The sequence below is a fragment of the Streptomyces chromofuscus genome, assembly GCF_015160875.1.
GTDB lineage: Bacteria > Actinomycetota > Actinomycetes > Streptomycetales > Streptomycetaceae > Streptomyces > Streptomyces chromofuscus.
In genome coordinates, this window is record NZ_CP063374.1 from 4,383,603 (window position 1) to 4,401,778 (window position 18,176).

Below are 18,176 nucleotides of genomic sequence, written 5' to 3' on the forward strand. Positions count from 1 at the left end.
GGCGCCACCAGAGAGCGGCCCCGCCCTCCTTCCTCACGCCTCAACTCCCTCACGCCACAAGGACGTATGACATGAATGCCATCACTGTGGGCGCCGGCGTGCTCATCGTCGGCGCCGCGCTCGCCGTCCTCGTCGTCTCCCAGCTCTTCCGCAAGGTGGAGCAGGGCAAGGCGCTGATCGTCTCCAAGCTGCGCAAGGTCGATGTGACCTTCACTGGGCAGGTCGTGTTGCCGGTGCTGCACAAGGCCGAGGTGATGGACATCTCGGTGAAGGCCATCGAGATCACGCGGACCGGCAAGGACGGGCTGATCTGCCGGGACAACATACGCGCCGATATCCGTATCACCTTCTTCGTCAAGGTCAACAAGACGGTCGAGGACGTCATCAAGGTCGCTCAGGCGGTCGGCACCGCACGCGCCAGTGACCGGGACACGCTCCAGGAGCTGTTCCACGCGAAGTTCTCCGAAGCACTGAAGACTGTGGGCAAGCAGCTGGACTTCACCGACCTGTACACCAAGCGCGACGAGCTTCGGTACCGGATCATCGAGGTCATCGGCGTCGACCTGAACGGCTACCACCTCGAAGACGCGGCGATCGACTACCTGGAGCAGACGCCGCTGACCCAGCTCGACCCGGCCAACGTCCTCGACGCCCAGGGCATCCGCAAGATCACGGAGCTGACGGCCGTGGAGCACGTGCGCACCAACGAGGCGCAGCGCACCGAGGAGAAGGAGATCACCCGGCAGAACGTCGACGCCCGCGAGGCGATCCTGGAGATGGAGCGCCGGCAGGCCGACGCGGAGATCAAGCAGCGGCGGGAGATCGCGACCGTACGGGCCCGGGAGGAGGCCGAGACGGCGCGGGTGGTGGAGGAGGAGCGGCTGCGGGCGCAGGGCGCGTTCCTGGCCACCGAGGAGAAGCTCGGCGTGCAGCGCGAGAACCAGGCGCGTGAGGTCGCGGTCGCCGCGAAGAACCGCGAGCGGGTCATCGCCGTGGAGAACGAGCGCATCGAGAAGGACCGCCTCCTCGAAGTCATCGCGAGGGAGCGCGAGACGCAACTGACTCGGATCGCCGCCGAGAAGGAGGTCGAGGCGGAGAAGAGGGACATCGCCGAGGTCATCCGCGAGCGGGTCGCGGTGGACCGTACGGTCGCCGAGCAGGAGGAGTCCATCAAGAAGCTGCGCGCCGTCGAGGAGGCGGAGCGGCAGCGGCAGGCCGTGATCATCGCCGCCGAGGCGGAGGCACAGGAGAGGCTGGTCAAGGACATCAAGGCCGCTGAAGCTGCCGAGCAGTCGGCCACTCACCGCGCCGCCGAGGAACTGACCCTGGCCGAGGCCCGGTTGAAGACGGCCGACCTCGACGCCCGCGCCAAGCTCCGCCTCGCCGAGGGCGTCCAGGCCGAGGCGGCTGCGGAAGGGCTCGCGGCGGTCCAGGTCCGCGACAAGGAGGCCGAGGTCATCGAGAAGGCCGGCCGCGCGGAGGCCGAGGCGACCCAGGCCCGGATGCGGGCCGAGGCAGAGGGCACCAAGGCGCGGGCCCTCGCCGAGGCCGAAGGCATCGGCGAGAAGCTCAAGGTCGAGGCGGCCGGGCTGACCGAGAAGGCGGCGGCGATGGCTGCCCTCGACGACGCGTCCCGTGGCCACGAGGAGTACCGGCTGCGCCTGGAAGCCGAGAAGGACATCCGGCTCGCGGGCCTGGACGTACAGCGCCAGGTCGCCGAGGCGCAGGCCACGGTGCTCGCCACCGGGCTGGAAAACGCCGACATCAACATCGTCGGCGGCGAGTCGGTCTTCCTCGACCGGCTGGTCGGATCGATCGCGCTCGGCAAGGGCATCGACGGCTTCGTCCAGCACTCCGAGACCGCGCAGGCACTGGCCGCGCCCTGGCTGGACGGCGCCTCCAGCTTCACCGACGACCTGAGTCGCATCCTCGGCTCTGTCTCCACGGCCGACGTGCAGAACATGACCGTCTCGGCATTGCTGATGAAGCTGATGCGGACCGGCGGGGCCGACTCCGGGCAGCTCCAGCAGCTGCTCGACAAGGCCGGCGAGCTGGGTCTGGCGGACAAGCCGCTCACCGCCCGCAACGGCAAGGCCGTCCACGCCTGACCCGCCCGCCCCGGTCCGGAGCCGCCGCACAGGGGACGGCGGCTCCGGACCGTGTTCCTGCGACTTCCTGAGAGGGAATCCATGACCACCGGCCTGGACACCGGCACGCACGAGCCACTGGACACGGGTACGTACGAGGTACTGCGCGACCGACTCACCGCGCAGGCCGCCGAGCTCGCCCGCCGCACCGAGGCGCTCAACGCCCGCCGCGGCGAGGAGTTCGGCTCGATGCGGCTGGAACTGGCCCGCACGGAGCGGCTGCGTACCGATGACGCCGTGGTGCCCCGGGACATCGTCGCCGTGGGGGACGTGCTGCTCTTCGGCTACAACGCCGTCCCGAGCCGCGGGGCGGACACCGGCGTGGGCGAGGCCCTGGCCCTGCACGACCGCACCCTTGTGCGACTGCCCGACGACGCCGTGCCCGGCCTGCTCGACGACCCGTCCTTCGTCCGGGAGTTCGCGGCCCTGCACCGCTACTACCGTCAGGCCCGTCTCCTGCAACTGCGTCTCGTCGAAGGCAAGGTGCTCGCCGTCTTCCAGACCGGCGAGAAGACGGACGACATCCGCGTCCTGCGGTGGTCCCTGTCCGGCGACGGCCGGGCCACGTTCCTGGACGCACGGGGCGACCGTGACCACGTCCTGCCGCCCTCCCACGACGTCGACTGGACGCCGGCCACCCGCGACGACCACGTCCTCGGCCGCCATCCCCATGTCTCCGTCGACGGCGAGGTGTTCGTCTCCACGGTCGGCGGCACGCTCACCGTCAAGACCGATGACGACACCGAGACCGCTGAGGGCATGTACAGCGAGCCGGTCGACGAGCCGCTCCAGTCCCTCGCGGACGCGGACATCGCCCACGCGCGCGTGGGCGCCCTGATCCTGCTGCGCATCCGCCCCTACAAGGAGGACACCGACCGCCATCTGGTGTACAACACCCGCACCGGAGCCGTCGTACGTCTCGACGACATCGGCAGGGGCTGCCGCCGCCTGCCGGACGATCAGGGCATCGTCTTCCCCGGCGGCTACTGCCTGGCCACCGGTACCTACAAGACGTACGAACGTGACACGGCGGAGCTGGAGTTCGAGCGGGAGATCCGCTCACCGAACGGCGAGGACGTGCTCTACGCCTTCCATGCACGCGCGGAGGGCCGCAGCCTCCTCCTGCCGTACAACACGATCCGCAAGGAGATGGCCGCCCCGCTGTCCTGCCACGGCTGGGCACTCCTCGACGACGGCGCGCTCGTGGTCCTGCGCGCCGACGGTGGCGAACCACAGCGGGTCCACCCCGCGCAGCTGTGGCACTCCCCGTACGTCTCCGACACCCATGCCGCCGCCCAGCCCGTCGGCACCGGCCCACTGGGCCGCGTCGGCAACGCCGACCTGGTGCGCGGCATCTCCGACTGCCTGTCCATCACCGGGGCCGTCGCCGACACGACCCCCACCCGCGAGATGTACGAGGCGCTGGTGGCCGCCTGCGTCCGGACGGCGGACACTCACCACTGGCTGACCGACCCCCAACTCGGCGACCTCCAGACCCCGCTGGCACAGGTGCGCGCCACGGCGGAGCAGGTCCTGGCCGAGTTCGAGACCGTCCAGGCCCTGACCCGGCAGGCCGCCGACGCGCTCGACGAGGCCGCCGCGCGGGTCGCCGCAGTCGTACGCGGGTTGCGGGGTCAGGCGCCGCGTGGAGCCGCCGCCTGGGTGACCGGGCTGACGGAGCTCCGCCAGGCGCAGGGTCACCTACTGACCCTCAAGGAGATGCGGTACGCGGACACCGCACGCATCGACGCACTCGCCTCCGACACCGAGGCCGATCTGACCGTCTTCGGGCAGCGGGCCGTCGCCCACCTGGCACGCGAGGACGCCTTCGCCGACCACCACACGGACGTCGAGCGGCTCATCGAGGACACCGAGGCCGTCGCCACCGTCGCAGAGACCGGGTCCATGATGGCCCGCCTCGACGAGCTGGCCGAAGGGATGAGCGCGGTGACCGAGGTGGTCGCCGGTCTCGACATCGGTGACGCCACGGTCCGTACGGCCGTACTGGAGCGCATCGCCGAGGTCCTCGGCGGAGTCAACCGGGCGCGCGCCATCCTCGAAACCCGCCGACGCTCTCTCCTCGACCAGGAGAGCCGGGCGGGGTTCGCCGCCGAGCTCGCGGTGCTGGGCCAGGCCGTCGCCGGGGCCCTCGCCGCGGCCGGCAGCCCCGACGCGTGCGACGAGCAGCTCGCCCGCCTATTGGCCCAGGTGGAGAGCCTCCAATCCAGGTTCGCCGAGTTCGACGACTTCCTCGACGTCCTCGCGGACAAACGCGACGGGATCCACGAGGCGTTCTCCACGCGCAAGCAGACCCTGGCCGACACCCGCGCCCGTCAAGCCGAACGCCTGGCCGACTCCGCGGCCCGCGTCCTCGCCACCGTGGCCCGCCGGGCCGCCACCCAGACGGACGCGGACGCGGTCACCGCCTACTTCACCTCCGATCCGATGCCCGCCAAGGTCCGCCGCATCGCCGACGAACTGCGCGACCTCGGCGACCAGGTGCGGGCCGAGGAACTGGACGGCCGCCTCAAGGCCGCCCGGCAAGAGGCACTTCGCACCCTGCGCGACCGCACCGAGCTGTACTCCGACGACGGCCGCGCCCTACACCTGGGCCACCACCGCTTCGCCGTGAACACCCAGCCACTCGAGCTCACCCTGGTCCCCCACGGCGACGGCCTGGCCTTCGCGGTGACCGGCACCGACTACCGCTCCCCGGTCACCGACGCCGACTTCACCACCACCCGCCGGTACTGGGACCGCCCCCTGCCCTCGGAGTCGCCCGAGGTCTACCGCGCCGAGCATCTCGCCGCCCGCCTGCTGGATGAACACGGTCCTGAGGTCCTGGCGGAGACCGACCTGCCCACCCTCGTGCGCCAGGCGGCAGAGACGGCGTACGACGAGGGCTACGAACGCGGGGTCCACGACCACGACGCGACAACGATCCTCACCGCGCTCCTGCGCCTGCACGACGAGGCGGGACTGCTCCGCCACGAGCCCGTCGCCCGGGCCGGTGCCCAGCTGTTCTGGGCGCACGGGACGACGGCCGCGGCGCGCGACAGCTGGACGAGGCGTGCGGTGTCGCTGGCGCGGGCGAGGGACACCTTCGGCCTTGCGCCCGCCATCGCCGACCTGCGGGCGGAGCTGGCGGAAGCGATCGGAGGCGAGCACGCGGGCAGCGCCGCCGCCTACCTGTTCGAGGAGCTGACCACCGGACCCGGCGGCTTCGTCATCAGCGCCGGCACCCGCACGTTGCTCGACAAGTTCCGCCGCACCGTGGGCACGTCCGCCTACGACGACGACCTCATGGCGCTCGACGACCTGGCTGCCCGCAAGCAGCTCGTCGAGGCATGGCTCTCCTCGTACACCTCCTCCACCGGCCTGGACGTCCCGCCCGGCGACCTGGCCGAGGCGGTGGCCGCCGAGCTCTGCCCGGATCTGGTCCGGTACGAGTCCGACGCCGCACTGACCGAGACCGTCGAGGGATTGCTGGGCACGCACCCACGCATCACGGGTGGCACGCTCACCGTCCGCGTGGACGAACTCCTCGCCCGCACACGGCACTTCCACCTGCACGAGCTCCCCGCCCACCGCGCGTACCAGCGTCACCGGACAGCCCTGGTGGCCGCCGAGCGCACGCGGATCCGCCTGGACGAGTACCGCCCGCGCGTGATGTCCGCGTTCGTGCGGAGCAAGGTCATCGACGAGGTCTACCTCCCCCTCATCGGCGACAACCTCGCCAAGCAGCTCGGCACCACGGGCGAGAGCAGGCGCACCGACACCGGCGGCCTGCTCCTGCTGATCTCCCCGCCCGGCTACGGCAAGACGACCCTCATGGAGTACGTCGCCGACCGGCTCGGCCTGCTCCTGGTGAAGGTCGATGGTCCGGCACTGGGCCACGCCGTCACCTCACTCGACCCCGCCGAGGCGCCGAACGCCACTGCCCGTCAGGAGGTCGAGAAGATCAACTTCGCGCTGGAGGCGGGCAACAACACCCTCCTGTACCTGGACGACATCCAGCACACCTCCCCGGAGCTGCTGCAGAAGTTCATCCCGCTGTGCGACACCACCCGCCGGATGGAAGGCGTGCGGGACGGCGAGCCGCGCACCTACGATCTGCGCGGCAAGCGGTTCGCCGTATGCATGGCAGGCAACCCCTACACCGAGTCCGGCAGCCACTTCCGCGTGCCCGACATGCTCGCCAACCGGGCCGATGTCTGGAACCTCGGCGACGTCCTGACGGGTAGGGAGGACGCCTTCGCGCTCAGCTTCATCGAGAACGCCCTGACGTCGAACCCGGTGCTCGCTCCACTGGCCGGCCGCGAGCGTACCGACCTGGACCTCCTCCTCCGCCTGGCTGAAGGCGACGGGTCGTCCCGTGCCGACCGCCTCACCCACCCGTACGCCCCCGCCGAGCTGGAGCGGATCCTGGCCGTTCTGCGCCACCTGCTCACCGCCCGGCAGACGGTCCTGGCGGTGAACGCGGCCTACATCGCCTCGGCGGCCCAGTCGGACGCGACCCGAACCGAACCGCCCATCCAACTGCAGGGCTCCTACCGCAACATGAACAAGATCGCCCAGCGCATCCAGCCCGTCATGAACGACACCGAGCTCGCCGCGCTGATCGACGACCACTACACCGCCGAGGCGCAGACCCTGACCAGCGGCGCCGAGGCCAACCTGCTGAAGCTCGGCGAACTGCGCGGCACGTTGACGGCGCACCAGGCGTCGAGGTGGGCGGAGGTGAAGGCTGCCTACGTCCGCTCCCAAGCCCTCGGTGGTCCTGAGGACGCGCCCCTGTCCCGCGCGGTCGCTGCGCTCGGCCTGCTCGCCGACCGGATCGCCGCGATCGAGACGGCGATCGACCGGGCTGCCGACCCACGCCATGTGTCGGCGAACTCCCAGGCCCGTCATGCGGCGGGGAGGCAGGACCACTGACATGGGTGCTTTCGGCGGTACGTCGGGGCAGGCCGGGCATCACGGACTGCCCAACCGATGGATCGGCCTCGACGCCGCTGCCCGGCGCAGAAACTGGTGGTGGACCGGCGTCTTGACGCTCGTCTTCGCCGGCCTCGCGGTGGCGGTGGCGCCGACCGAGCCGACGGAACGATCGCGGTGGACCGGCGGGGTAGGCGCCTGCTGGCTCGGCTCGCTCTACTGCATGATCAACCGCGGATATGGCCGAACGCTTCTGACCTCCAGCGGCATGGAGCCCCGCCTTCGTCGGCCACACATCGATCCGGTGGGACGAGATCGTCCGGATCGAGCCACGGAGCCACCTGACGCGCGGCGGGAGGTGCGCGCCGTCCGGGTCCAGGGACGATCACTTCATGGACGTGCGATGCAGCGGGTGTCATGATCACGACGTCGTCGGGCGTCGGCCCGGTACGCAGGGGAGAAACCGTGAAGCTGTACCTCGCCGTGCCCCTTGTCCTGGTGGCGCTGCTCATCGCCGCCTCCGGCGTTGCGGCGGTGACCAGCGGCTGGGTGCTTCCCATGAACCGGCGCCATGTTCGCGCGCCGCGGATGTATGGATGGGGTCAGCTGGTGGTGGCCTTTGCGCTGTGCTGGCAGCTGGTTTTCGGGTTGATGATCGGCGATTCCGGTGCTCGGCCGTCGGGAACGCTGATCGGCGCCGGAATTCTCCTAGCCGGCCTCATCGTCATGATGGTGGGTCAGCTCGGCGGTGGTGACCAGAAGGGCGGCTGAACACCGTGAACCCTGTCCGAGCGGTCATGTTCGGAGCCGGATGACAAGGGCAGTGGCTGGGGTGGGCCCAAGGAAGACGTAGCAACAAGACACGGTGGTGGAGGTGCCCAGGACTTCGGGGTCCAGACCGGGTGCGGCGAGGGCGGCGGCCTGGTCGAGGCGTTCTTCCAGGTGCCGGCCGGTTTGCGGTTGTAGAGCTTGATCACCAGGCGCAGTCGGGGGTTGAGCCGGCGGGCGGCGAGGGCCGCGCGTGCCGAGCGTCGGCCCATGACCTGGCGGCGACCAGGAGACCGGCGAGCAGAGCTCATGCCACCACGCCGTTCCCGCCGTACGGCCAGCCCAGGGCGCCGACGACGAGAGCTGTCAGTGCACCGCCGGCCCATGCGACCCCGTCCGTGACAAAGGCCCACTCCCGTTGCGCGCTGCCGGGGTCGCGCAGCTGCATCACCGCGGTCTTGATGACCAGGACCGCAAGGAGAATCAGCGCTGTGGCGAGCGAAGGTTCCACACCCCACCCCTCCGCACGTCAGCGTTCGGTGGTGGCGTCGACTTGGTAGACGTCGGGGATGCCGTCGTGGTCGTCGTCGCGGTTCTCCTCCTCGTACAGGCGCCGGTAGACACCGTTGCGGCGCTTGATCAGCATGGCCGCCAGCGCGGCTGCGGTCAGCGAGCCGACGAGGACCGCGGCCTTGACGGGTCCGGTGGCCGCTGGGTCGGGGAAGGCGAGTTCGCCGATCAGCAGGGCGACGGTGAAGCCGATCCCGGCCAGTGCCGAGAGGGCGAAGACGTCGGCCCAGGCCAGTTCCGGGTTGAGGCGGGCGCGGGTGAAGCGTGCGGCCAAGTAGGTTCCGGCGAATATCCCAACCGTCTTGCCGAGGACGAGTCCGAGTACCACACCGAGCGGTTCGGGCTTGGTGAACACGTCGCTCAGTGACGCGACCGAGACGCTGACGCCGGTGGCGAAGAGCGCGAAGAGGGGGACCGCGACCCCTGCGGAGACCGGGTGCAGGAGGTGGGAGGTTCGCTCGCCGGGAGAGCGGTCCTCGTCCGCGTCGCGGGTGGTGCGCAGGATGAGACCCATCGCCACGCCCGCGACGGTGGCGTGGACGCCGCCGTTGTACATCAGCGCCCAGATCGTGAGTCCGAGCGGGGCGTACCACCACCATCCGCGGACGCGGAAGCGCTGGAGCAGGTAGAAGACGACGAGGCCGGCGAGCGCTCCACCGAGGGCCGCGAAGTTGAGGTCGCTGGTGAAGAAGACGGCGATGACGAGGATGCCGCCGAGGTCGTCGACGACGGCGAGGGTGAGCAGGAAGGCACGGAGCGCGGCGGGCAGGTGTGTGCTGAGCACCGCGAGCACGGCCAGCGCGAAGGCGATGTCGGTGGCCATGGGTACGGCCCAGCCGTCCAGGCTGCCGCCTCCCGCGGACGCGGTGATCGTGTAGAACGTGGCGGGGACGATCATGCCCGAGATGGCGGCGATGACCGGGAGTGCGGCGGTGGCGGGGGTGCGGAGCTCACCCACGACCAGTTCGCGCTTGAGTTCGATGCCGGCCACGAGGAAGAAGAGGGTGAGCAGGCCGTCGGCGGTCCAGTGCCCGACGGAGAGGTCCAGGCCGAGCGCCGGTATGCCGAAGTGGAAGTCGCGTATGCGCTCGTAGGTGTCGGCCCACGGAGTGTTCGCCCACACCAGCGCCACCACGGCCGCCCCCAGCAGGACCAGCCCGCCGACGGTCTCCGTCCTCAGGGCCTGGGCGATGGCCGTGCGCTCGGGCAGCGGCAGGAGGCCGAGGAAGGGTGAACGTTCGCGCGGCGCGGCAGCCATGAAGGAGTCCTCCGGGGATCGTCTTGCGGGCACACGAGCCCCTGACGCCGACCAGACTTCCCGGCACACCGCGCGTCGGTCACAAGCCCTTGCGGGCTGCGTGTTGACGCGTTCCTCACACCCTAACCAGCGCCGTTCCGTTCCGCCAGGTGCCATTTCACCTGCGGAAATGCAGTGGAAGGCATGACGAGCGGGCCCGTGTTCACCCAGGTGCCAGGTGAGCACGGGCCCTCCCCCAGCCTTCGGCCGGGGGTACCCCCGTCTCGCTTCGCTCGGGAGCCGGGCCGCGAGGGCGGTCAGACGGTGGTCTTCACCGACTCCTGGTCACCGTTGCCGTCGGCGATCTCGCCGGACTTGCGGGCGCGGACGAACTCCAGGAAGGAGTCGAGTTCGCGCTTGACGATCGGCGCGAGGAGGTAGAGGCCGATGATGTTGAAGACCGACAGCAGGAAGAGCGCGGAGTCGGCGAGGCTGATCAGCGAATCGAGCGACATCAGGGCGCCCACGATCACGAACAGGCTCCAGACGGCCTTGAAGACGGTCTCGCTGGTCCTGCTCTTGCCGAACAGGTGGGACCACGCCTTGAGGCCGTAGTAGCCCCAGGTCAGGATCGTGGAGAAGGCGAACAGCAGCACCGCGACGGTGAGCACGACCGGGAACCAGGGCAGTACGGTCTCGAAGGCGTCGGAGGTGATGGTGACGCCGCCGATGCTCTCGCCGGCGCGGGCCTCGCCCCAACTGGCCGGGTTGGCGATGACGATGGTCAGCGCGGTCATGGTGCAGATGACGACCGTGTCGATGAACGGCTCCAGCAGGGCGACCAGACCCTCGCTCGCGGGGTGGTTGGTCTTGACCGCGGAGTGGGCGATCGGGGCGGAGCCGAGACCGGCCTCGTTGGAGAACGCGGCCCGCTGGAAACCGATGATCAGGGCACCGATCACACCGCCCGCGACGCCATCGGCCTCGAAGGCGCCCTGCAGGATGGTCTGGAAGGCGTCCGGCACGTGGGTGACGTTGACCAGGATGACGATCAGGCAGGCCACGATGTAGATGCCGGCCATCGCGGGCACCAGCCGGCTGGTGACCGAGGCGATGGAGCGGATGCCGCCGAGCAGCACGAGACCGACCAGCGCGGAGACGATCAGGCCGAAGAGGACGGCACCGGCCGAGGAGGCCAGGAAGCCGCCCTCGCCGCCGAAGGTGGAGACGACCTGCGCGTAGCTCTGGTTGGTCTGGAACAGGTTGCCGCCGAACAGGCCGAAGAAGAGGACCATGATCGAGGCGAGGACGGCGAGCACCTTGCCGAACGTGGCGCCGCCGCTGCCGAAACGCTCCTTGAGGCCCTTGGGCAGGTAGTGCATCGGGCCGCCGGAGACGGTGCCGTCGGCGTGCACCTCGCGGTACTTCACGCCGAGGGTGACCTCGACGAACTTGGTGGCCATGCCGAGCAGGCCGCACAAGATCATCCAGAACGTGGCACCGGGGCCACCGATGGACACGGCGACGGCCACGCCGGCGATGTTGCCGAGGCCGACGGTGCCGGAGACGGCCGCGGTCAGGGCCTGGAAGTGGTTGACCTCGCCGGTCGACCCCTTCTCGTCGTACTTCCCGCGCACCACGTCGACGGCGAGTCTGAACTTGCGGAATTGGACGAACCCGAACCAGCCGGTGAAGACGAGACCCGCGACCACGAGCCAGGCGACGATCAGGGGTAGGTCGGTCCCTCCTACGGGGACTGTGTAGAAGACGACTTCCCCGAGCCATGTGGCTATGGGCTCGAAGAATCCGCTGACTGCCTCGTCGACGGACGTGGTGATGGAGTCGAGTGACACTGTGGCTACCTCGGTGGCGCGGGACCGGCGCAGAAACCTGCGCCGGAGGAAGTGCGGTCTTTGAGCGAACGCCGTTGTCCGATCGGTGACCTGGCATGACGCGTCCGAGGACTCGGAACGTCACGGCCCCTGGTCTGTCGCCGGCGCGCACGCCGACGCTCCGCGCAGCAGCGAGGGGTCATGCCGCCTGCGGAGTTGGGACGTTCTACCACGGCCTTTGCCAGATCTTTAGTGATGCAGCTCACGAATCCGGTGGTCATCGCAAAAGTGCGAGGTGGCGACATCGGACCGTTATGCGGACAGAGAAGTCCGTTCATCGGACACGTATCTCTGTGTGGCGGGCCCGTGACGCGGTACACCGGCCTACCGGTCGTCGCTCGTCTCGGCCGACACGGCGCGCCGGAGCAAACGCCCGGACCATGGAGGGCTCTGGGACGGGCGGCGACTACGCCAGCCCCAGGATCACTCGAAGGCGCTCTTCCACGCGCCGCATCTCGCTCGGATCCAGCAGGCCGAGACGCCGCCGGAGCCTTGGTTTGTCCACGGTGTGCAGGTCGGTGCAGTTCACGTATGACTCGTCGTACTTGGTCACCCCGCAGTCGGGGCCGACCGGGACATGGGTGGAGGCGGGCCCGGGTGTCCCGGTGATCACCGCAACAGTCACCGCCGACAGCGGTTCGGCAACGCGATTGACCGTGAGAACGACCACCGGATGCGGGCCGATGGGGTTGGGCAGGGCACAGCCCCAGACCTCGCCCCGCAGCGCCGGGCCGATGTTCACCATTCGGTCTCGTCCGCTGCCGCCAGCTCGTCCGCGGTCGCGGGAAGAACGCCTTCGGGAGTCGGAGCCTGGGCGCCCTGATAGAAGTCGCGGATCTCCTGAGAGGCGGCGACCTCGGTTGCCTCGCGAGAGAGCAACCGAAGCCCCTCGCGCAAGGCATCGGACAGCGAGTGCAGCTTGAGGGTTTGCATCACCTGTTGCAGGTCCTCAAGCTCGTCGGGGCGCAGCCGCACCTGGGCCACGCTCGTCGCACCGCTGTCGCCCTGCTTCGGACGGGTCGCGGTCGCGGTGCGCCTCCTGGCTGTGGTACCTGAGGCGCGGCTCTTCGGGTCGGTCTTCGAAGCCATTCCTACCTCCCTTCCTCTCGTGTATGACAAATGTCGTACATCCAGTGTCATGCTCGTGTCCCGGCTGGTCAAGCGCTCAGAATCGACGACTCAGGCGGTGGCCGGCAGGCGCTCCTCGGACCGCCGGCAGTCCCGGCAGTGTCGTCCGGGTTCCGGTGCGCGGAAGGCGCGCTCGCAGCCGTCGCAGGTCTGGAAGGGCAGCACGATCGGGCGCTCGATGGTCTCCGGGAGGGGTGGTGGGTGAGGCGCGGGCAGCGGCGTCTCCCGCAGGCGGAAGGCGAGGACGCTTGCCGGGCGGGCCCGGAAGCGGTCGGGCAGTCGTGTGGTGAGCAGTTCGGTGATCTCGCGCGCTCCGACTCCGGCCGCCAGCCACTCGGAGACGGCGGGTGCCAGCCGGGCGGCCTCGCGCGCGGACAGGACGAGGCGGGGATCGACGCGGCGCAGCGCGGACAGTACGGCGACTGCCTGCGGGTCGGCGTCGGCGAGTGGTGTCGGTTCCTCGGCCCGCTCCCGGGCGTCCGGAGCGGGAGCGGGCGCCGCCTCCGTGGTGGGCGCCGAAAGCGACGGGGCCTCCCCGGCGGCGGGCCGCCTGCGCGGCCGGGGTGGCTTCGGCGGCTCGGGCGGGCCGTCCGGTTCGTCCGGGCCATCGGTTCCGTCGCTGCCGGGGACGTCGTAGAAGTACGTCCGGGTACGGATCTGCCCGGAGGGCAGGCGCTCGCGGCGGCGCTCCAGGTACCCGGCCTCTTCCCACTCCCTGAGGGCCCGGGAGATCAGGATCTCGCCCTCGGTGAAGTGCTCGCACAGGGCGGTGATGGTCACAGGAGCGCCGTCGGGCAGGGAGAGGATGTACGCCGCGACGCCGACCGTGACCGCGCTGCCGCGTCGTTGCGCGAGGGCGTTGGCGATCACGGTGAAGTCGGCGGTGAGCCGGGTGCGGACGTGGATCACGCCGGAGGTCGGTACTCCGGCGTCGGCGCGCAGGGGCGCGTTAGACTGCGGGTCAGCCATCGGGAAGGGGTTCACTTCCAGATCGGTCAGGCCCTCGTTCGGGATGCCCGTCCCGGCCGAGGGCCGATGTCTGTGTGCGGTTGTCGCGGCGAACGTAACCGCCCGTGTCCCGCGCCTGCAAGCCGGTCACTCGGACGGGTGACGCGGGCCGTGCGGCCGGGGAGGGTGGGTGGGCGGGTGGTTCTTTCCCCCGGTTCTTTGGGGAGGACAGCGGCCTGCCGGGCCCTCGCGGACAAGGGTCCGGTGAGCCCGGAAGACGGACGGCGGCCAGGGCCCGGACGCCTCAGGGACGGTGGTGCCCGGCCTTCAACTCGCCTATGAAGGCGGCCCAGGCGGTGGCTTCGAAGCACAGCGCCGGACCGTGCGGGACCGTGCTGTCATGGACGGGACGACGGCCTCCTGGAATCCGTCGGCCACCTCCACGCAGTCGCCCCCCGCTTGATGTCGCTCGGCATGATCCGGTCCACCATGGCGGCGGTTCGCCGTACGGCACATGGAGGAGTGGGGGTATCCGCCGGCGTCGGACGCGTCGTGCGCGGTCGCCCTCGTCGTCGCCGAACTCGCCGCGAACGCCGCGCGGCACGGACGTGTGCCCGGACGTGACTTCGGCCTCCGACTCGCTCTCGACACGGCGGCGGGCCTGGTCCGCGTCGAGGTCGCGGACGCGGCCTCCGCGAAAAGGCCCGCCGCGACCCGCCTTCGTCGGCTCCTGAGGGCGAGTCGGGTCGAGGCCTGCTCGTGGTGGATGCCCTGGCTGTGCGCCAGGGTTCGGCGCCGCGTCACCCACTGGGCAAAACGGTGTGGGCGGAACTGCCCATCGTGCCGCCAACTGGCGCTGAGGAAGCATAGGCACCCAGGGAACTCCGGCACGAGGCACTGGGCGCCACGGCGACGGAGTCCGGCGCGCCCGCCGTTCCGCACCCGGACCAGCGGGTGTTCCTCGACTCCATCAGCGTCGGCGGCTTTCGCGGCATCGGCCGCAAGGCGCGTCTGCCGCTGACCGCGAAGCGCGGCGTCACCCCCGTCGTGGGGCGCAACGGCTCGGGGAAGGCCAGCTTCGCCGAGGGCGCCGAGACGGCGCTCACGGGCCGGACCGCCCGCCTGGACAAGCAGCGGGGCGAGGCGTGGCGCCGGCACTGGCGCAACCTGCACGACGGGGCCGACCCGAAGGTCGAGGTCCGCCTCGCCGTCGCGGGCGCCCCCCGGCTGTCCACCCTGACGTGCACCTGGCCCGGCGACGACGTCACCGCCCCGAGGTCGAGTTCAGGCGGCCGGGCCACGGCCGGCGGACCTGCGCGGACATCGGGTGGGAGCGGGCCCTGAACGACTACAGCCCTTTCCTGTCGTACGCGGATCTCGACAAGGTCCTCAACGGCAGGCCCAGCGAGCCGTACGACTCGGTCGACGCCACCTTCGGACTCGGTGAGCTGACCGACGTGGACGAGCGGCTACAGTTATCGAGAAGGTGCTCGACTCCGCGCTGAAGCAGGCCGAGGCGGAACGGTCCGCACTCGTCGAGGCGTTGTCCGCGCTGCGATGCCGAGGGCCGCCGCCTGAGTGCCTCTGCCGTACCGTCCTGGAACGCGCCTTCTCCAAGGCCGCCTGGCTGCGGCTGCACCGGGCGGGGCTGGCCGAGCACGAGGCGGAGAAGACCGTCGCTGGTGCCGTCACGCTGATGGAGGAACCACTCAGGGGCCCGACCCGCACTGCGGATCAGGCCCCTGACCTGGTACTTCACTGTCGGGGTGGCGGGATTTGAACCCACGACCTCTTCGTCCCGAACGAAGCGCGCTGCCAAGCTGCGCTACACCCCGATGTCGCTGCTCGTCGCGGCGACGTCGTTTACTTTAGCCCACTGGTGGCTGGAGACGAAATCCGGTTTTGCCGCGGTGGCGGACCGGGTTCGGGCGGGCGTGGTCGAGGGCGACCAGGAGGACCGCCACGGCGTAGATGGACAGGCCCAGGAGGAGGGCGTTGCCGAGGACGCTCTTGTAGCCGTGCTGGTCGACGTCGAGGAAGGGGTAGAGGTACCGGCCCGGCGTGTCGAGGGGCAGGTACTCGCCCCGGGCGAGGGAGAAGGCCAGGTAGACCAGGGGGTACAGGAGCCATGTGGTGGCCTGGCGGAGGTGCAGGCTGCCCGGGGTCGTGAGGAGCAGCCAGTCCAGGACGGCAGCGATCGGGACGGCCGTGTGCAGGACGTGGTCGGCGATCGATTGCAGCAGCGGCGGCGTCGCGTCACCCGTCACGGTGCTGGTCATCGCGAAAGCGCTGGACGTGTTGGCCAGCAGGAGGTGATGGACCAGGGCCGTGGTCACGACGTAGAGGAGTGCCGCGCCCGTCAGTGCGGGTCGCACCGGCCGGCGGGCCGTCCAGGCCCGGCGGGCCGATGCGGTGAGGACCAGGGCCAGCAGGATGCTGCTCTGGATCGTGAAGTAGCTCAGGACCCGTAGAGGGCTGCCGAGGAGGAGGAAGACCGTCACGGCTGCCGCCGCCGTCAGCGCGGTGAGGAGTCGGAAGGCGGCGGTCAGGGGGCGGCGTACGGGGGGCACCACCGCCGCGGCGGGAACCGGCGAGGGCAGCGGCGCGGGGATGCCCGGGATCGCGGGGAGATCCGGGATGTCCCTGGGTATCGGGGCGGTCATGCCCTCACGCTAAGCAGATCGGGCAAATGGGGCATTGCGGGTGGGCTGTGCGGGTGACTCGGAGGCGGTGCGGGTGGTTCCCGTGCCGCGCCGCGGACACGTCGATGCCGACTCCGCCGCCACCCCTCCGCGCCTCCCGAGACCCCGTCTCCGAGACCCCGTCTTCGAGACCCCGGCCCCAAGACCCCGGCCCCAAGACCCCGGCCCCAAGACCCCGGCCCCAAGACCCCGGCCCCAAGACCCCGGCCCCAAGACCCGAGATCTAGAAGCCGAGCCCCGAGATCCAGAAGCCGAGCCCCGAGACCCGAGCCCTCAGACCCGAGCGCGACACCCAGCCCCGACTTCCGAGGCCCCAGCCCCGCCCTACTCCCGCCCCACCAACGTCAACAACGTTGCCTCCGGCGGGCACGCGAATCGCACCGGTGTGTACCGGTTCGTCCCGCACCCAGCCGACACGTGCATGAAGGACGTACGGCCCTCGGACGTGTGCGTCGACAGGCCCTTCACCCGCTCCGTGTCCAGGTCGCAGTTGGTGACCAGCGCGCCGTAGAAGGGGATGCACAGCTGGCCGCCGTGGGTGTGGCCGGCGAGGATCAGGGGGTAGCCGTCGGCCGTGAAGGCGTCCAGGCTGCGCAGGTACGGCGCGTGCACCACGCCCATCGAGAAGTCCGCGTCGGCCGACGGGCCGCCCGCCACCTGCGCGTAGCGGTCCCGCTTGATGTGCGGGTCGTCCACTCCCGTCATCTCCACCGAGACGCCGTCGACCTTCAGCATCCCCCGCGTGTTCGTGAGGTTCAGCCAGCCCGCCGCGTCGAAGGCGTCCCGCAGGTCCTCCCACGGGTTGTGGACGACGCCGACCGCGGGCGCGTTGCCGTTCAGGCCGTGGCGGCCCTGGGCCTTCTCGAGCAGGTACCGGGCGGGATTGCGCAGCTTGGGGCCGTAGTAGTCGTTGGAGCCGAAGACGTACGCGCCCGGGAAGTCCATCAGGGGGCCGAGCGCGTCCAGGACCTCCGGCACGCCCTCCGGGTCGGAGAGGTTGTCGCCGGTGTTGATCACGAAGTCGGGGCGCAGGCCGGCCAGTGAGCGCAGCCAGCGCTGCTTCTTGCGCTGGCCGCTGACCATGTGGATGTCGGAGACGTGCAGCACGCGCAGCGGGCGCATGCCCGCCAGCAGTACGGGGACGGTCACCCGTCGCAGACGGAAGGAACGGGCCTCGAACCCGGCCGAGTAGAGAAGACCGGCGGCCGCGACCGCCGTGATGCCGAGGGGTACTCCGTATCGCGCGCGCATACGACCATCGTGTCAGACCCCGTGGTGCCCCCGCGCCCGGCCGTCCCCCAAATCAACGGGCGTCCGGCCGTGCACACCTGCGACAATCGACGTCATGACCACGCTCAAGTCGAAGCTGCAGGAAGACCTCAACGCCGCGATCAAGGAGCGCGACGAGCTCCGCTCCTCGACGCTCCGGCTGACGCTCGCCGCGATCACCAAGGAGGAGGTCGCGGGCAAGGAGAAGCGCGAGCTCTCCGACGACGAGGTGCTGAAGGTGATCACCAAGGAGGCGAAGAAGCGGCGTGAGGCCGCGGACGCCTTCGCGCAGGGTGGTCGCGCCGAGTCGGCCGAGCGGGAGAAGGCGGAGGGCGAGGTGCTCGCCGCGTACCTGCCCAAGCAGCTGTCCGACGACGAGCTGAACGCGATCGTCGCCCAGGCCGTCGAGGAGGCGAAGGCGGCCGGCGCGGAGGGGCCGCGCGCCATGGGCGCGGTCATGAAGATCGTGAACCCGAAGGTCGCCGGCCAGGCGGAGGGCGGCCGCGTCGCCGCGGCGGTGAAGAAGCTCCTCGCGGGCTGAGGCCGCCCGCCACCGGCGATCACCGCGTCAGACGTCCGT

At 70.5% G+C, this 18,176-nt stretch carries 15 protein-coding genes, 1 tRNA gene and 1 pseudogene; 7 read left to right on the top strand and 10 right to left on the bottom strand.

Annotation, left to right across the window (positions count from 1 at the left end; all coding sequences use genetic code 11):
- Window positions 1-71 precede the first annotated feature (71 nt).
- The 3 genes from IPT68_RS19775 to IPT68_RS19785 all read left to right on the top strand — a co-directional run bounded on the left by IPT68_RS19775 (window position 72) and on the right by IPT68_RS19785 (window position 7,853).
- Window positions 72-2,108, top strand: coding sequence for a flotillin family protein (locus IPT68_RS19775; RefSeq protein ID WP_189695761.1), 2,037 nt, complete (start codon window positions 72-74; stop codon window positions 2,106-2,108).
- Window positions 2,109-2,189: 81 nt separating this feature from the next.
- A complete protein-coding gene (locus IPT68_RS19780; protein WP_189695760.1) occupies window positions 2,190-7,082 on the top strand; it encodes a DNA repair ATPase in 4,893 nt (1,630 codons plus the stop codon).
- A 465-nt stretch (window positions 7,083-7,547) separates the two neighbouring features.
- Window positions 7,548-7,853, top strand: coding sequence for a hypothetical protein (locus tag IPT68_RS19785; RefSeq protein WP_189696168.1), 306 nt, complete (start codon window positions 7,548-7,550; stop codon window positions 7,851-7,853).
- A 304-nt stretch (window positions 7,854-8,157) separates the two neighbouring features.
- Here the strand turns inward: IPT68_RS19785 and IPT68_RS19790 are convergent, their stop codons facing one another.
- The 7 genes from IPT68_RS19790 to IPT68_RS19820 all read right to left on the bottom strand — a co-directional run bounded on the left by IPT68_RS19790 (window position 8,158) and on the right by IPT68_RS19820 (window position 14,229).
- Window positions 8,158-8,361, bottom strand: coding sequence for a hypothetical protein (locus IPT68_RS19790; protein WP_189695759.1), 204 nt, complete (start codon window positions 8,359-8,361; stop codon window positions 8,158-8,160).
- A gap of 18 nt (window positions 8,362-8,379) precedes the next feature.
- Window positions 8,380-9,678: a Na+/H+ antiporter NhaA gene (gene nhaA, locus IPT68_RS19795; RefSeq protein ID WP_189695758.1), complete on the bottom strand. Its 1,299-nt coding sequence runs from the start codon at window positions 9,676-9,678 to the stop codon at window positions 8,380-8,382.
- 296 nt (window positions 9,679-9,974) lie between these two features.
- Entirely contained in the window at window positions 9,975-11,510 is a 1,536-nt protein-coding gene (locus IPT68_RS19800) for an alanine/glycine:cation symporter family protein (RefSeq protein WP_189695757.1), read from the bottom strand.
- Window positions 11,511-11,955: 445 nt separating this feature from the next.
- On the bottom strand, window positions 11,956-12,294 hold the full coding sequence (locus tag IPT68_RS19805; protein ID WP_189695756.1) for a type II toxin-antitoxin system PemK/MazF family toxin: 339 nt from the start codon (window positions 12,292-12,294) through the stop codon (window positions 11,956-11,958).
- Window positions 12,288-12,638, bottom strand: a complete 351-nt coding sequence (locus IPT68_RS19810; RefSeq protein WP_189695755.1) for a hypothetical protein — start codon at window positions 12,636-12,638, stop codon at window positions 12,288-12,290. Before IPT68_RS19810 ends, IPT68_RS19805 begins: the two co-directional genes overlap by 7 nt.
- A gap of 90 nt (window positions 12,639-12,728) precedes the next feature.
- Window positions 12,729-13,646: a hypothetical protein gene (locus tag IPT68_RS19815; protein WP_189695754.1), complete on the bottom strand. Its 918-nt coding sequence runs from the start codon at window positions 13,644-13,646 to the stop codon at window positions 12,729-12,731.
- 283 nt (window positions 13,647-13,929) lie between these two features.
- Window positions 13,930-14,229 (bottom strand): DUF397 domain-containing protein, encoded by a 300-nt coding sequence (locus IPT68_RS19820; RefSeq protein ID WP_228039773.1) that lies wholly within the window; start codon window positions 14,227-14,229, stop codon window positions 13,930-13,932.
- Here IPT68_RS19820 and IPT68_RS34185 point away from each other — a divergent pair.
- The 3 genes and pseudogenes from IPT68_RS34185 to IPT68_RS19830 all read left to right on the top strand — a co-directional run.
- Window positions 14,119-14,495: pseudogene (locus IPT68_RS34185) on the top strand (ATP-binding protein); the annotation flags it as partial. The gene IPT68_RS19820 and the pseudogene IPT68_RS34185 overlap by 111 nt on opposite strands.
- An 84-nt stretch (window positions 14,496-14,579) precedes the next feature.
- A complete protein-coding gene (locus tag IPT68_RS19825) occupies window positions 14,580-14,969 on the top strand; it encodes an AAA family ATPase (RefSeq protein WP_189695753.1) in 390 nt (129 codons plus the stop codon).
- Between the two features lie 142 nt (window positions 14,970-15,111).
- On the top strand, window positions 15,112-15,405 hold the full coding sequence (locus tag IPT68_RS19830) for a hypothetical protein (protein WP_194073995.1): 294 nt from the start codon (window positions 15,112-15,114) through the stop codon (window positions 15,403-15,405).
- On the opposite strand, the gene IPT68_RS19835 is transcribed toward IPT68_RS19830, so the two are convergent.
- The 3 genes from IPT68_RS19835 to IPT68_RS19845 all read right to left on the bottom strand — a co-directional run bounded on the left by IPT68_RS19835 (window position 15,387) and on the right by IPT68_RS19845 (window position 17,578).
- Window positions 15,387-15,460: transfer RNA gene (locus IPT68_RS19835), tRNA-Pro, on the bottom strand. The genes IPT68_RS19830 and IPT68_RS19835 overlap by 19 nt on opposite strands.
- A 33-nt stretch (window positions 15,461-15,493) precedes the next feature.
- On the bottom strand, window positions 15,494-16,288 hold the full coding sequence (locus IPT68_RS19840; RefSeq protein WP_189695752.1) for a Pr6Pr family membrane protein: 795 nt from the start codon (window positions 16,286-16,288) through the stop codon (window positions 15,494-15,496).
- 363 nt (window positions 16,289-16,651) lie between these two features.
- Entirely contained in the window at window positions 16,652-17,578 is a 927-nt protein-coding gene (locus IPT68_RS19845; RefSeq protein ID WP_189695751.1) for a metallophosphoesterase, read from the bottom strand.
- Between the two features lie 94 nt (window positions 17,579-17,672).
- On the opposite strand from IPT68_RS19845, the gene IPT68_RS19850 reads away from it, so the two are divergent.
- Window positions 17,673-18,137, top strand: a complete 465-nt coding sequence (locus IPT68_RS19850; protein WP_189695750.1) for a GatB/YqeY domain-containing protein — start codon at window positions 17,673-17,675, stop codon at window positions 18,135-18,137.
- Window positions 18,138-18,176: the final 39 nt, after the last annotated feature.